The organism is Paenibacillus sp. Aloe-11, from assembly GCF_000245715.1.
GTDB classification, from domain to species: Bacteria; Bacillota; Bacilli; order Paenibacillales; family Paenibacillaceae; genus Paenibacillus; species Paenibacillus kribbensis.
This window is the reverse complement of record NZ_JH601082.1, coordinates 93310-108479: the sequence shown is the minus strand read 5'-3', so window position 1 is coordinate 108479 and position 15170 is coordinate 93310. Positions and strand designations below refer to the sequence as shown.

At 44.3% G+C, this 15170-nt stretch carries 11 protein-coding genes and 1 pseudogene; 6 read left to right on the top strand and 6 right to left on the bottom strand.

All coding sequences use genetic code 11. The features are described 5' to 3' along the window. Positions 1-336 precede the first annotated feature (336 nt). Positions 337-1716, top strand: a complete 1380-nt coding sequence (locus WG8_RS25370; protein ID WP_007433167.1) for an FAD-binding oxidoreductase — start codon at positions 337-339, stop codon at positions 1714-1716. Between the two features lie 173 nt (positions 1717-1889). Continuing rightward, positions 1890-2051: pseudogene (locus WG8_RS29245) on the top strand (uracil-DNA glycosylase); the annotation flags it as partial. 4 nt (positions 2052-2055) lie between these two features. Here WG8_RS29245 and WG8_RS25365 read toward each other — a convergent pair. The 3 genes from WG8_RS25365 to WG8_RS25355 form a co-directional block, all read right to left on the bottom strand. Then, positions 2056-2622: a DUF4062 domain-containing protein gene (locus tag WG8_RS25365; RefSeq protein ID WP_007433166.1), complete on the bottom strand. Its 567-nt coding sequence runs from the start codon at positions 2620-2622 to the stop codon at positions 2056-2058. 485 nt (positions 2623-3107) lie between these two features. Further along, complete coding sequence (locus WG8_RS25360; RefSeq protein WP_043891420.1) at positions 3108-3827, bottom strand: glycosyltransferase; 720 nt, start codon at positions 3825-3827, stop codon at positions 3108-3110. Beyond that, entirely contained in the window at positions 3827-4564 is a 738-nt protein-coding gene (locus WG8_RS25355) for a glycosyltransferase (protein WP_007433165.1), read from the bottom strand. The genes WG8_RS25360 and WG8_RS25355 overlap by 1 nt, the downstream gene beginning before the upstream one ends. A 396-nt stretch (positions 4565-4960) precedes the next feature. Between WG8_RS25355 and WG8_RS25350 the strand changes: the two genes are divergently transcribed. Together WG8_RS25350 and WG8_RS25345 are read left to right on the top strand one after the other, a co-directional pair. Next, entirely contained in the window at positions 4961-5500 is a 540-nt protein-coding gene (locus WG8_RS25350; protein WP_007433164.1) for a hypothetical protein, read from the top strand. Between the two features lie 661 nt (positions 5501-6161). After that, on the top strand, positions 6162-7058 hold the full coding sequence (locus WG8_RS25345) for a class I SAM-dependent methyltransferase (protein WP_043891419.1): 897 nt from the start codon (positions 6162-6164) through the stop codon (positions 7056-7058). Between the two features lie 641 nt (positions 7059-7699). Here the strand turns inward: WG8_RS25345 and WG8_RS25340 are convergent. Next, positions 7700-11170, bottom strand: coding sequence for an S-layer homology domain-containing protein (locus WG8_RS25340; RefSeq protein WP_007433162.1), 3471 nt, complete (start codon positions 11168-11170; stop codon positions 7700-7702). 515 nt (positions 11171-11685) lie between these two features. On the opposite strand from WG8_RS25340, the gene bglS reads away from it, so the two are divergent. After that, positions 11686-12399 carry a beta-glucanase gene (gene bglS / locus WG8_RS25335; RefSeq protein WP_007433161.1) on the top strand — a complete coding sequence of 238 codons (714 nt, stop codon included), beginning with the start codon at positions 11686-11688 and terminating at the stop codon, positions 12397-12399. A gap of 202 nt (positions 12400-12601) precedes the next feature. Here bglS and WG8_RS25330 read toward each other — a convergent pair whose 3' ends face one another. After that, complete coding sequence (locus WG8_RS25330) at positions 12602-13645, bottom strand: zinc-binding alcohol dehydrogenase family protein (protein WP_007433160.1); 1044 nt, start codon at positions 13643-13645, stop codon at positions 12602-12604. 126 nt (positions 13646-13771) lie between these two features. On the opposite strand from WG8_RS25330, the gene WG8_RS25325 reads away from it, so the two are divergent. Next, the gene (locus WG8_RS25325) at positions 13772-14149 is read left to right on the top strand and encodes a winged helix-turn-helix transcriptional regulator (protein ID WP_007433159.1); all 378 of its coding nucleotides are present in this window, start codon (positions 13772-13774) and stop codon (positions 14147-14149) included. Between the two features lie 156 nt (positions 14150-14305). Here the strand turns inward: WG8_RS25325 and WG8_RS25320 are convergent. Next, a partial coding sequence (locus WG8_RS25320) for an ABC transporter substrate-binding protein (protein WP_007433158.1) occupies positions 14306-15170 on the bottom strand: 865 nt, incomplete at its 5' end.

Here is a 15170-nt window from a genome sequence, read left to right as displayed (position 1 = left end):
TACGACCGCTGCCATAATACGGAGGAAGTCATAGAACGGATGGGCTACCGCAAAGGGGCGGACCCACTGTATACATCCTCCTCGATCTTTTGCGCCAAGGGGGCGGGTTACTCGGTGCCATGGAATGAGGCAGAAGCCAAGATGCACCTTGAATTAGAACCTTGAATGATCTATTAGGAAACTAAGCAACTAAGAAATTATCGTGAGTAGTAAATCTAATAATGTGCTACTTTTACGATTCAAACTGGGCGTTTGCCGTTACTAGGACAGGTGTCCCTACATAGAAATAAGCTGATGAGAAAGGCTTATGTCATAAGCAGGGATGGTGTAAAGTAGATGGCACAAAAGTTGCAAAAGAAAAGTACACGATTAACCGGAAGGATCGTAGTTCCGGGCAATCCGTCATACAATACGGCCAGAATGGAGTTCAATAGGCGCTTTTCCAAATTTCCAAGGGTCATTGTTTTTTGCCAACGAACTCAGGATGTGATCAACGCAGTCAAATGGGCTCGTGAGCGGGGCATACGGTTGCGAGTGCGCAGCGGACGGCATAGCTATGAAGGCTTCTCAGCTGTAAATGGCGGTATTATTATCGATGTGAGCGAGATGAATAAGGTTAAGGTTGATCGAAAAAATAGAGTGGCCATTGTACAAACGGGAAATCCACTTGCCCGTGTGTACAAAAAGCTGTGGAATAAGCGTGTGGCCATTCCGGCGGGGACTGCGCCCGACGTAGGCGTAGCTGGGCTTACTCTGGGAGGAGGTATTGGACTTCTTTCCCGCAAATATGGACTTACGTGCGATAACTTGAAACAAGTGAAGATGGTCGTAGCTTCGGGACGGTATGGGGCAAAGACGATTGTGGCAAACAGGAAGAAACATTCCGATCTGTTGTGGGCATCACGAGGCGGAGGGGGAGGGAACTTTGGTGTTGCTACAGAATATACATTTCGGGTTAGACCGATTTCATCAGTTTCTATATATAGTATTACGTGGAAATGGAGTGATCTTGAGAAGGTGTTACCGGCTTGGCAGCGCTGGGCCCCGTCTGTCACGAACCGCTTAACCTCAACAATTGAGGTGGCTGCCAAGCAGGTGGGAACCATTGTATCTACCGGGCAATTGCTTGGTGGTGCAGAGGAGCTGCGTCGATTGATTAGACCGCTCTTGCAAGCAGGCACTCCGGTGAAGGTGATGGTGAAGACAGTACCTTTTATTGAAGCAACCAAATTTTTTGCCGAAGCGGACCTGAATTTGGAACCAAAGTTTAAAATAACCGGAGCCTATGGGTTTCGACCTTTGCCGCCTGAAGGAGTACGAATTATACGCGACTTTTTATCCAAAGCACCCAACAGGCATTCTAGCGTGTGGAGTCAGAGCTTAGGTGGTGCAGGAAGCGCGGTGAGTCGAGTATCGTCTACTGCAACAGCTTATCCTCATCGGAAGGCGGAGACAATCTACGAACTGTCAGCCCGCTGGAGAAACAACAGGGAGCAGGAGCGGAATATTCAGTGGGTGGAAAGGTTCCGTAGAGCGTTGCGTCCCTTTGTTAAAGGGGATTATGTGAATTTTCCCGATCTGCAGATTAAGAACTGGCCCAAGGCGTATTATGGCGTGAACTTTGGCAGATTGAAGCAGGTGAAACGAAAGTACGATCCTCATAATGTGTTTCGTTTTGCTCAGAGTATTCCAGTGGATAAACAGGTCAAAAAATGACAATACAAACACCAGATCGAATTAAAACAAGGAGCTGACGGCGGCAGTTCCTTTAGCAATTTCGCTGATAGCGACGTTAAGCTGAACCGTATCATAAATAAGGACAAGTTTTTGTTTTGGGTGGGCATAATAGATTCATTGTGTGTGAAAGGAAGGAGCTGCACGACAAGAAAATGGATCATCCCTATGTAATCTTACCTGAAGAACAAGCGCCCAATGGTATAGAGCATTGTGAAATTTGCGAACTATCCAAACAACGGAATCGTGTCATCTGGGGTGAAGGGAATCCGAAGGCCCCGCTTATGATGATTCTGGATAACCCCGGAGCCCGGAAAGGATTCATTTCTCTTTCTCCAACTCTGCCTTTAATCTTGCATTCTCTTCCAACAGCTTTTGAACGTCCGGGACATCCTTGCCGGAAACCCAGCCATACAAATCGTCCCTTGCTGCATACTCCGACAATTGATCACGAAGTACCATTTTAATGTGCCGTACATCTTCAACATAATAGATCGGGATTTGTTCCATGACCGATTGCTTAAACTCTTGAAACTTCTGATAGTATTCAATTGCTGCGAAGTCGTATGGCTTTTGTCTTAATGCTTCATCTGTGATAACAAAGGCAAATCTAGGTTTGCCTACTTCTCCGGCATATTCATACTCCCAATGTATATAGCTCTTGGATTCATCAGGAAGCGTTAAACCATAGAATCCTCCGAGAATCAGGAGATATACATCGGACTCGTCAATCCATCTCTTCCTAATTTTCATTGGACTTTCCTTGAAAGATTGCTCGATTCCAGCAGGGATATGACCGGCTTGAAGTACGGCTTCAACAGCGGTATGTCTTTCCTCAATAAGATCGTAGTAAGTAGACGATATGTAAATTTGTAATTTTTTTCTCATAGGCCACCCAAATTAAAGACTTAGTATAAATAGAATCTACCACTCGCTCACTTTATTTGTCAAAGTTGACTTGGGTTTTCATGCGGCAAGCTGGCACCAGATGGCAAATGGAGGTTTATTGTGCAGAAGAAATGGAAAAGAAGGATTCAAAATAGGCGCTTAACTCAGAGGCAAGACGCTCGTGGGAGTAAGGAATTGACGACGCCCTAGATCTGGTTTAATGGAATCCTGCGAATTTACCAATTCCCACATGACCTTGCGGCCATTACTATAGATAAAACAGGAATTGGGACAAAAAAACGAAAAAAAGCCGCCCCTGCAAGGCAGCCCTCTATTAACTTATTCGCACTTTTTTTGCAAATAAATTAGTGCCCTTCAACCCCGGCTGGGCTTGGCTGTTGGATACGACTAAGCATGATTTGATGGTTACGGTTGGCGGCAGAGTCTTGAAGGGCTCAAATGGATCTGTTGTCAGCTAAAGAAAGTTAGCTTTGACATACAAATTTTTTGGCATTTCTTACTTTTAGAACTTTGGCATTTCTTGTTAAAAGATGTTTATCACTTACGATCCAAGTATGACCTTTAGAGTTCCTCCTGCGAATCGCAAGGAAGTTGGATTTATTTCCTGAATAAATCTTATAGCCCTTTGCCAGGCTATCGGAACAGAACTTTACGCATTCCCCTCGATTTTTATTGGGAAAATCAACCTTACTTAGCACATGTCGTTTTATGAGCAGGGTGGCTCCTTGAACCAGGGGAACGTATTGATTAGCCTTGGTAGGGTAACGAAGCAGGAGAATTTTTTTTTCATTCAGATACATATAATGGGCTCGTTTTCCTACAATATCAGCGTTGGTCTTTAACAGGGTTCGCACACTATCAGTCAAATAGCCCGGAGCATAATAATCGTCATCATCAAATTTAGCAATTAGTTTGTATTTAGATAATGAAGCTCCATAATTCAGACAATGGCCAAGTGATACATGACCCGGTAAGCTATATATCCTTACGTTCTTATATTGTTTTGCAGCTTTTATATATTCGTTCACCTTCAGCTTATTATTATTTAATATGACGATAAGCTCTTTATTCCTATAATTCTGTCTGGTGTAGTTATGAAAAAGGTTGTCCATGCATTGTCGCCGTTTGGTACAAGTGATGATGGAAACAGCATTCCGATCACGAGAAGTACCTGGATTCGCCATTATAATACGTCCTTTGGCTTTTTCTGTACAAATCTCTTGTAATTCTTAACAGATTCAATTTTTCTACTACGAGAGATTAGTTCTTTATCGCTGATGATCCATGTATGGTTTGATGAGTTTTTCCTGCGTATGGCGACAAAATTATTTTTCCCGGCTGAATAAACTTTGTAACCATTCCGTTTACTTCTTATGCAAAAAAGATCATCTTCACCGACGCTTTTATCTTGGAAATGAACTTTGTTAAATACGTTCCGTTTAATGACAAGTGTTGCGCCCGGGATTAGGGTTACGGATCGATTCTCATCATGTGGAAAACGAAGGATAAGAGTCTTTGATCCACGTAAATACATATAATGTGCCCGCTTTCCAATGACATCGGCATTTGTTCTTTGAAAGGTCTGCAAGCTTTCTGTCAAATAATAGGGAGCGTAATAATCATCATCATCGAACTTGGCAATGTAGCGGTATTTCGTTTTCTTGACGGCGTAGTTTAGACAAGCACCGAGAGAGGAGCGTGCTGGAACACGAAAAATGTGTACGTTTCGGAACTTTTTGGCTAAGGTTTGATAGGGTGCAAGAGGTATCTTATTGTTGTTGACAATAATAATAAGTTCTTTCTTTGGATGGATCTGTCGGCTGTAATTATTAAACAGGTTGCTTAAATAGCTTTGGCGATTTGTGCAGGTAATAATAGAAACTCCCTGCTTTTTGATAGAGTTCTTTTGGCTGACTCCCATGATATCGCCCCCCTTATCCGTGATGATCAAAACTATCTCTCTTTAAAATATGTGAACGGCAAGTAAGAGGAACGGCATATCCATAAAATGAAGAATTAGCACAAATGATTGTATTTTGGCATGAGGGAGCTCCTCTCACAAAAAAACACATATAGTCAGGAATTCAAGTTGGAAATTGTGAAAATGTACTTGGAAGAGGGATAAACCTCCTATCAACTATCCAAAAATCAGAATCTGGAGGGGCGGCTGTTTTCTTCCAACGTTTTGAGCAAGCTAATGCCCCGGTGACGGCGAGCCCATTAAGCGATTTTCGGCGTGCGTATGCCCCATTCGCACAGGCAGGCAGCCCGCCCTTAGCGTAAACTGAATTATAATCAGTGAGCGAGGTGAACTTCCATGGCACAATCGAAAGAGATGCGTGCACGGGCTAAGAAGTTTCAGGGCCGTCCGGTCTGCGTCACCCTGCACAGCGGAGAGACTTACGTCGGCTACATCACCGACGTTAATTGTGGCGGGTTGGTACTTACCAGCGCTGCTGAAGTCCCCCCACGCGCTTCTTCCGGGAAGCAAGGCTCCCGATCTCCCAAACGCAGAGCCGATTCGCGTGCCCGGGGCGTCCGTCCCGGCAACCGGAGAAGCGGCGCGCGCAAACCGTCCGCCCGTTCGCGCTCTCGCAAGCCGGACGCCCAGGTGTCGGCATTCCTGCCGATGATGGGCTCGCTGTTCGGTGGCCTGGGCGGCCTGGGTGGCGCCGCTGGGGGCATAGGAGGGCTTGGTGGTATGCTTGGCGGCGGCCTGCGGCTGTTCGGCATGATCCAGAGATTTGTCCCGGTCGTGAAGATGGGCTATGGCATGATCAAGTCCATTCGTCCGTTCCTCGGCGCCGTTAAAGGCTTGATGCCCTCGGCCGGTCCGGCCACGCAGGATGACGAATAATCGTATACCTGCAGACTTTAAGCCCCCTTTGACCACTCAAAGGGGGCTAGCCCACACTATCACTTTCTAACAAGGAATAAAAATGACCACGGTCTTCGTCATCAAATTTGCCAAGTGTCCGCACCCTAACATATTCATGGCCGCCATACATGTTTATCTCCTCTTTTGATATCGTTGAAAAATTGCCGATAATTATTAACCAAGCTGTGAGGTCTTTTTCTTTTCAGAGGAATAATTAGGGTTATCAAGGTGTTAATCAGCCTGCTTCAAAGGCTTTAACAAAATTTAGCCGTTATAGCGTATAAGGAGAACATAGACACATAGTTTGCACTCATTATGGATTTGTTATGTTTATGAAAAATGTCTAAGATAGTCGACGTGTTTTGACGATAAATAAGTTGTCAATACTATATCTCACAATGAGGAGAGCTTTTCGAATGCGTGTTAATATATTTCTAACGCATGTGTAATACACGTGTTGTATGTGATTCGTGGTTAATAGATGGTGCTTTTTATAGTTGGTTCCACTATCCCCTGTTAAATTTTCTTCCAGAGGACTTTGCAAACGTAGATTATATTTATTTATCAGCAATGTGATCGTTTTGATTTTTCATTTATTCAATTTTTATCATACCTTCATTGCTAAAAGGGGAGCCGCTCAATGTATGAACATGTGTTTTTGAATCAATATGGTTATTATGAATTGAAAAATAAGCCTACTAAAGACGAACTTGATGAATATTATTCTAAAAAATATTATCAGGATCCTAAGGGGAGCTATGAAGCAAGCTATTCTCCCGAAGAAATTACTTATTCCAATAATCAATTGGAAAGAAAATATTATCTTATTCGAAAACTAATTGGTGAATTGGACTCTAATCAATCTTATAAATTTTTGGATATCGGTTGTGGGGAAGGCTGGGCATTAAAGTTTTTTAAGGAGAAGTCATGGCAAGTAACAGGAATGGATTTTAGTAATTACGGCTGTAAGCAGTTTAACCCGGATTGTGTAGAAGACATTTTGGTCGGGGATATTGAAAAGACCATTAAATCAAGTCTTAATAAGGGAAAATACCATTGTATTTTGTTGGATAATGTACTTGAGCACCTTCTCGATCCTTTGGAAACCTTAAAGTATTGCTCGAGCCTACTTGAGCCCAATGGAGTTCTTATCATAGAAGTTCCAAACGACTTTTCGCCTATTCAAAAGAAACTATATGAGGAAAATTATGTTTCAAGAAATTATTGGGTTGTAAGTCCCGATCATATTTCATATTTTAATAGAATGGGATTAGCAAGCTTATGTAAAGAAGCGGGATTTTCTGAAGAATATTTCATCGGTGATTATCCTATTGATTTAAACTTGTTTAATCCAAATACTAATTATATTAATGATTCAACAAAAGGGAACTCGTGTCATAAAGAACGAATTGCAATTGAAAATTTATTAAATGATCTTTCTATAGAAAAAACATTAAATTTGTATTCGGCACTAGGGGAATTAGGGTTTGGAAGGCAATTAACCGGATTTTTCCAAAAGAAAGAATGTAACTTATAGTCAATAATTTTATAATGAAATTCGAAATTACTAAATATGAAATGCGGTCAAATTACTACCATTAGTCAAGTAAAGGAAAAGCGTTAAAATCTCCCCCTGCTGCCCGTCAAGGCATAAAGCTTGCCTTGACGGGCTCTCTTTTTGGTATTCTTCTTGCAGAACGGGACCACGGTTTTGAAACTCATGATCTTCCCATCCCATCCGGACACAGCAGGGTGGTCCAGAGTCGTTTGAATGCCGCGACAAAATGAAAAGGACATGCAGCGGCGATTCGCATCACATGTCCCTGGGTTTATCAATTATAATAAAATTTTTCCTGGTTGTTCATTTTCAGAAACCGAGAGAGATGGCGTTGGCACTTTCTTCAAGCTTAAGCAGAGATTCATACACCGCTTGAAGCTTTTCGTGTCTCTAATCCCTCTTATCTGTAAATTTATAACGACGACGCCACTTTGCCAAGGTGGTTTTTAGTTATGCCGTTTTTACAGTCACTGCCTTAACACCCATCTGCCCGGTATGCATTTCTGCCCTCTGGTGCACTAGATTGTATTTTTGACATGAAAAAGCTCCCCTCGCAGGCAGCAGGTTTTATGATTTAACCTGTCTACTGTAAGGGGAGCTATCATATTCTCGGAAACATGTTAGATATGCAATGCGCCAAGCAGCTTGTAGATCATCGCGGTCGTTTCCGCTCGGGTGGCCTCGGCATCCGGCTGGAAGGTGCTGTCTTCGTATCCGTTCAGAATGCCGGCGGAAACCGCAGTATTCACCGATGATTGCGCCCATGCTGGAATACTGGAAGTATCCCGGAATGGATTCACCGTACCTTGAGAGCCGCTAGCATTTGAGTTTAGCGCTTTGGAGATCATGACAGCCATTTCTGCTCTGGTGATGACCTGATTTGCTTTAAAGACCGTTTTTCCTTGCTCCTTGTAGCCAGTGATCAGTCCAGCATTGGCAGCCGCTGCCACTTGAGCCTTGGCCCAGGAAGGAATTTTGCTGTCGTCAGCAAAGGTGGTTCCCTCATCGGACGGATGCAGCCCCAATGCGTTAACGAGAATTTTGGCAAATTGAGCCCGTGTAATTTGATCATTGGGACGGAACGTCTGGTTCTCAAATCCCTGGATGACATTCATGCCGATCAAACGGTCAGTATACGATTGCGCCCAGTGTCCATTCAAATCGCTGAGTGCCAATGGTTTATAATCGTATACGGCGAATTTAGCCAAGCGATTGAAGCTGACGGTGACAGTTCCGTCTTCGTTTGGAGTTCCGCCAAGGTAGATCCATTTTTGCTGTGATTCGTTATAATAATAGACTGCTGGCTTGCTGTCCTGGGCAACTTTATCCGCTTGATAATGAACGGTGAGATTCACAGGCTTGCTCAAGTTATTACCGGATGTGCTGTTCAATTCAAGCACCTGGCTTAACAATTGAAGATTTCCCGCCGCTGGGGCTTGATCCTTCGGCAGAACGACAGCGCGAACTTGACCGTCCGAATTCACGGCCCCTGTCGGAATGTCTATGCTGAACACACCGTTGAGAGCCCCCTTCGATCCCTGCTGCGCCTTTACATCCATTTGCATAGTTGAAGGCTGTTCGTTTGCAGGCTTGCTGCTAGTGTTCGTTTCTCCATTAACACTACCACTGCTACTGCCGCCACTAGCCTGGCCAGAGGAACTGTTGCTTGAACCGCTATTCGAGCTACCCCCAGATTGGCTGTCATTGTCATCTGAATCGTTTTTCTTCCCAGCCTCTACAGATACGGTGCGTACAACTTCCTGTGCTGCGTTCCCCGCCAGATCGTTCACATTGTAACGTAGAGTGTATGTCCCTAGTGTTGTGGTATCTACCGTACCGCTCACCAGAACGTCTCCCGAAACCCCGAAATTATCGGTAGCATCGGCCCCTTGTTCGCTATATGAGGACCCTTGTTTCAGAGTCACGTGATGGGTCCCTTTTAGCGTAATTACCGGGGCCGTATGGTCGATATTTATCGGCAGGGAAAGTACGGCTTGTCTATCCAAATTATCCGTTGCTCTGAATTCAAGCGTATGTTTGCCTTCTTGGGAAACCTCAATAGGTTGGTTAGCGATATAAGGCTGATACTCGCCTTTGTCCATGGACAACTCCAGCTTGACGGACGTCACAGGCTCGGTATATACACTTGAATACACACTGGCGGTAACACTTTGATTTGTCCATTGTCCACCTGTATAGCCTTGTCCATCTGCTGTTTTCATGGAGCCAAAAAGTTCTACGGATGTTATGTCGTCAAGACCTTTGACCGTTACATCGAACAGTTTGGTTACACTTACGTCTCCACGCGTAATGGTAGCTTTCAACGTAAGCGGCTGGTTCTCCCGCGGATAGCGAACAAGCAGATGTCCATCATGGCTCAGGAGGTCCGGATTGGAGCTTTCCCATTGAATCGTCGTCCCATGCTCGCCTTCTTGCGGCAGTGTAATATCATCGGTGACTTGACTTGTATCACCCAAGCTCAAGGTGGCTGCTGTATGATCAACGGCCTGTTGGTCACTGTAAGGCTCAACGCTCACAAAAATCGGATTGGAATAGAACCACATATCGGAATAGTTACGCTTGTTGATTTCTGCAAAACGGGTTTCGTTATCAGTGGTCGTATTCTTCGGATCAATGAGGGGCTCCCCGTTACTGGTTTCTCCAGGTACGTTGATTCCCAGGTTGGTGCCTCTCAGTCGGAAATATTGATTTTTGCTCGCAGCATCCAATTTATAAGTGATGACATGGTAACCCTCGGCGTCTGTCGTCCAGTCATTGCTGGTAAATCGACGAAGCACCTTGGTTGAATCATTGGTGCTCTTGGTATATTCAGCAGTTCCAGACGCTGCCGGTCCGGTAACATCCCCTGCAATCAGATCCACATGGTCAACCTGAACAGGCTCCTCGTTATTGTTTTTTTCAGGGCTCTTGAACCGGATCGTAAGCTGAAGATTATCTCCTTGTGTGACCTGAAGATTGCCGCCTGTCTCTTCCTTTTTTCCACCGCTGGTGATGTTAAAATCAAGTGCGTTAATTAAATCGCCATAGACGGAAAATGATTTTCCTGACCGCATACCGTCCACAACGGCTTTCATGGTGTTACCGTTCACCCATGTATAATTTTTAGAGTATTCGCCGGGCCAGTAACCACTGGAGTATTTCCGGTCTTTGCTGATATTAAAATGGAAATCAGAATTGGAGAAGGTCCAGAATTTACGCCCTTCTCCAAGCAGCGCATCCCAGACGCCGCCAACTTTGGCAAGCGTGATATCTGCCCCGCCATACACATCGACGGTTTCCCCTCTGTCTGGAGACATCTGGTTGCCGGGCATGCCTTCAAACCCAAAAGCAATATTAGGGGCAAGATTATTAAAATCACGGATATCCGATATTTTAATTTCAGAGCTGCTCCCTTTTTTTCTTGAAGGGTGGTTGATGAAAACATAGCTGTCGGGATAGTGATCTCTGAGCCATTGTATGGCGGTCCGGGTATCTTGTTTTGTCGAGTAAGCTCTGTTGCCTTGTAGCTTCCACTCGGCTACATTTGCGGGATCAAACGAGCTTTCGCTTCGATTGGTAAACATATATTCGAACTGGTTAATCGCCTTTAGTTCCTCTTCCGATCCCGGATGATCCGTGAGGAGGCCTACCCCTGCATGATCATATTGAGGCATGTCCCACTCAAAGCCAGAAAAGATAATTTTATCTTTGTATTTTCCTGAGTTTTGCAGCTCTTTTATTTTAGGCACCTGGTAAAGTGCCAGTCCCTTGGATAACGGAATTGCACCTCCAGACAGCGTAGTTCCGTTATCGTCTCGGCTTGACATCCGCAGATGATCGGAAAGGGCCAGCCAATCGAGGTGGTTTTGCTCAAACGCATGGTCCAACACGCTCGTAAGGGATTCCTGTGCATCATCAGACTGATAGGTGTGTGTATGGTACTCACCTGTCATCCATTTTCCGTTACTAGTTTCGGTCTGAATCTGAGCTTCAGGAGCAGCGTATCCTTTAGATATAGGGAGCCCTGTAACGAGCATGCCGCACACCAGGGAGAGCGAAAATAATCGAAAAAACCGTTTTTTGGGTATCATTTTAAATAAGCCTCCAACTGTTATGTTTTCTCATGCTGTTCATACGTTTGTTCATTTAAAATCCAACTGTGAAGTTGCTACCTGTTTTGGTTGATCGTTTGGGGCTGATATTTTTCGGCATATTTTCCGTTCTTCCTTCCTTGTTCATTTAAAATGGATGAATGCATGCAGAAGCGGAAATACTTTTCCGCGGCTGCGTAGCTCACTTTATCATTTTTATGTTTTCGAGATGTCATAGTATTGTTAACTTTGTACAGCGTATATAATGGAAGCGAATTCAAGGTTTGAAGGTCCGTTGGATTAGCGCTCAGTCAGGTTAAAAAAGAAATTTTTTTGTTGGAATAAGAGAGGGAAGAATAATCTAATATTGCTTTTTTTTAGTAAATCGATATATAGTGAAGATACCGAGTATGAAAGCGTTCTATTTTTGTGCAGCAAAATGGCCAATATTTGCAATAGTTCATCGTTTTTCGCGACTTCTTTCATGTTCGGACAATCTTTTATGGAGGTGTAAGATGAAGAAGAAGTCTTGGTTCACTCTAGTAACGATTGGTATTGTCTCTCTGTTTTTTTCGGTAAGCGTTTATGCGGAGAATGTTTTTTGGGAACCACTTGATGGTTTCAATTCTGGTGCATGGCAAAAGGCGGATGGATATTCCAATGGAAACATGTTTAATTGCACTTGGCGCGCCAACAATGTCAATTTTACTAACGATGGCAAAATGAAGCTTGGTCTAACGAGCTCTGCGTACAATCAATTTGACAGCGGAGAGTATCGATCGACTAATACTTACAGATACGGCTTATACGAGGTCAGCATGAAGCCTGCTAAAAATACAGGAATCGTATCTTCCTTTTTCACGTATACCGGACCTGCTCATGGTACGCAATGGGATGAAATAGATATTGAATTTTTGGGAAAAGACACGACAAAAGTACAATTTAACTATTTTACAAACGGGGTTGGTGGTCATGAGAAGATTATCGATCTGGGATTTGATGCATCAACAGGCTTTCACACCTATGCATTCGATTGGCAGCCAGGGTACATTAAGTGGTACGTTGACGGGGTTCTAAAGCATACGGCAACTACGAACATACCGAGCACGCCAGGCAAGATTATGATGAATTTATGGAATGGCACTGGCGTTGACGACTGGTTAGGACCGTATAACGGAGCTAACCCGCTATACGCGGAATACGATTGGGTGAAATATACAAGCAACTAACCCATAATACAAAAGCAGCCCTATAGTGGCTGCTTTTTTTGTTACTCTAGCGATAATATAAGGCCAGTTATCAACGATCAATAGAAATAAATAAATAGGCAGCAAGGAATTATATTAATAAAGGCCCCATATTGGCAAGGGGCCTTAGTCTCGTCTATACACATTACCGCTTTTTGGAACCAAACGCGCCTTCTTCGTAGTATCAGAAGTTTTCTAAAACAATTTTTCCAATGGACCGTCCAGTTTCCAACTTCTCATGTGCTAAACGCAGGTTTGCTGCATTAATGGGTTCTAGTCGTTCATTTAGCGTAGTTTTTAATTTTCCATCATCGATTAAGTCCGCCAGGTCATTCAGCAATTTGTGTTGTTTAATCATGTCTTTGGTATGAAACAAGGACCGTGTAAACATGAACTCCCATACAAACGTTACACTTTTAGAAAACAGCAAGTCCATTTTCAGGCTTCCTGCCCAGGTAGCCTTATCTGCAGGAACGATACAGCAAATTATACCTTGCGGGGTAATGACCTCCGCCATATTCGCTAGATGTTGTACAGTATCATTCAAGCAAAAGATATAATCTACGGTGTCTAGGCCAAATTCCTTGAGCTGAGGTTGAAAAGGGGTGTTGTGGTTTATTATAAAATCCGCACCTAGACTTTTAACCCATTGAGTTGACTCTGGACGCGAAGCAGTACCGATGACAGTCAAACCTGCTAATTTGGCAAGTTGAATGGCAATCGATCCTACTCCTCCTGCTGCACCGATAATAAGTATATTTTTGTTTTCATTTGCGTTTAGGCTAATTCCTAAACGATCAAATAGGCCCTCCCATGCAGTTATCGAGGTAAGCGGTAATGCGGCGGCGGCCGCGAAATCCAAACTTCTGGGCATATTTCCTACAATTCGTTCATCAACCAAGTGAAATTCACTATTACTGCCTGGTCGAGATACACTACCCGCATAATAGATCTTGTCCCCAGGTTTAAACAATTGACAGTCAGGACCAACTTGTTCTACGATTCCAGCAGCATCCCAACCAAGAATTTTCGGTGATTCGGCTTCGTAGTTATGCTTTTCGCGAACGCCCACGTCTGCAGGGTTGACAGAGATTGCTTTTACATTTACAAGCAAATCACGGCCCGTAGGTTCCGGTTTATCCAAATGCAGATCAATAAGGCTTTCCGGATTGGATATTGGGAGGTATCGGTAAGTACCGACTGCTTTCATCTTTTGGTGAGTATTCATGGGTATCCATCCTCTCAAATAGGAAATGTTGTACAGTTGCATTGTAAATCAATTCGATTACTTTAAGTAAGTACGCATATTTTTATGGTATAGTATTAAAAATCAAACCTTTGGGGAGATAAGCTGATGGGAGACCGAAGAAACAAATATGGAACGAGTCCGGATAGACAAGCATGTCCAGTTGAAACAACACTGGATGTTATTGGTGGAAAGTGGAAGGGGATCATTCTCTATCAGCTCCTGGACGGAACGAAAAGATTTAATGAATTCAGGCGCCTCAATCCGGGAATTACGCAGTTTATGCTCACATTACAGTTAAGAGAGCTTGAACGGGATGGCATCATTCACCGAGAAATATATAAAGAGGTTCCGCCAAGAGTGGAATACTCCCTTACTGATTTCGGAAGGACTTTGGAACCGGTCATTATGTCTATGAAAGCATGGGGGGAGTCTTATAAAGTGCGGCTTGATGGAAATCGAACGATACAAGGGGAGGAAAGTTAAAAACTTATCGTTACAGATACGCGGAGAACCGAATCATAAGTGATGGCGAAAAATTGGGGAGTTGGAACCTGCGGGAATGTTGTTAGGTATGTGGAATAGAGTAATAATGGAGAACAACAGCTTTCTCCTGCGGAGAAAGCTATGTCATATCGATCTTTACTTATCCAGCGCTTTCAGTACGGCCTCAATGCCATAGGTATTCCCAAGCGGTCCATAGCCCATTGCGAGAGCACCGTTGATGGCATACGTCTGATCGCTCTTAACCGCCTTCAGACTTTTCCAAACCTCGGTCTTTTCCCACTCGTCTGTCAAGGAGGCCGCCGACGGATTATCATAGTTGAAGTAGCCCAGAATCAAATGGTCCGGGTTCAGCGCACTTAATCCTTCCAGTGACAACTGAGCCCCTTCCGTCATAACCGGACTGTCCGGTGCCTTCAATCCGAGGCCTTTGTCGTAATATGGGACTAAGTATTTAGTTCCCCCCAGCCATACGGCGTTGTTTCGCACCTGAAGGAATGCGACGGTTCCCTTGACATCGGCCAGTTTCTCCTTGGCATTCTGCAGCTTGGCTTGATAGCCGGCGATGAACTGTTCCGCGACATCCTCCTGGCCCAATATTTCTCCGAACTTCGTGACCAACGCCGGCCAATTGCTCCACACGTCGGTGTCCGCTTCATTGATGACGACTGTTGTCGCAATTTTCTCCAGTTGATCCGTCAGCTTGGCATTGGTAATATTACCCGCGATGATGACGTCTGGCTCATATTCCAGCAGTGCCTCCATGTTGACGGTCGTGTTCTCACCGACGATAGCTAGTTCCTTGACCTTGGCGACGTATGGTTTATACGTGTCGGTGTTTAGGGAGGAGTTGTCCTTCGTGAATGGCAGCGCGAGACCGACTGACTTCAAATCGAATAGCAGGATGGAATCGACGTATCCCCAGTGAACGACAGCGACGCGCTTCGGTTTCTCCTTGATGACGATGCTGCCGTTGGCCGCTTCGATTGTTCGCGGGAATGCG

Coding starts and splice junctions, on each gene's coding strand:
- WG8_RS25365 (WP_007433166.1), bottom strand. CDS start 2,622: ATGAGAAAAAAATTACAAATTTACATATCGTCTACTTACTACGATCTT.
- WG8_RS25340 (WP_007433162.1), bottom strand. CDS start 11,170: ATGATACCCAAAAAACGGTTTTTTCGATTATTTTCGCTCTCCCTGGTG.
- WG8_RS25330 (WP_007433160.1), bottom strand. CDS start 13,645: ATGAATACTCACCAAAAGATGAAAGCAGTCGGTACTTACCGATACCTC.
- WG8_RS25355 (WP_007433165.1), bottom strand. CDS start 4,564: ATGGGAGTCAGCCAAAAGAACTCTATCAAAAAGCAGGGAGTTTCTATT.
- bglS (WP_007433161.1), top strand. CDS start 11,686: ATGAAGAAGAAGTCTTGGTTCACTCTAGTAACGATTGGTATTGTCTCT.
- WG8_RS25370 (WP_007433167.1), top strand. CDS start 337: ATGGCACAAAAGTTGCAAAAGAAAAGTACACGATTAACCGGAAGGATC.
- WG8_RS25360 (WP_043891420.1), bottom strand. CDS start 3,827: ATGGCGAATCCAGGTACTTCTCGTGATCGGAATGCTGTTTCCATCATC.
- WG8_RS25325 (WP_007433159.1), top strand. CDS start 13,772: ATGGGAGACCGAAGAAACAAATATGGAACGAGTCCGGATAGACAAGCA.
- WG8_RS25345 (WP_043891419.1), top strand. CDS start 6,162: ATGTATGAACATGTGTTTTTGAATCAATATGGTTATTATGAATTGAAA.
- WG8_RS25350 (WP_007433164.1), top strand. CDS start 4,961: ATGGCACAATCGAAAGAGATGCGTGCACGGGCTAAGAAGTTTCAGGGC.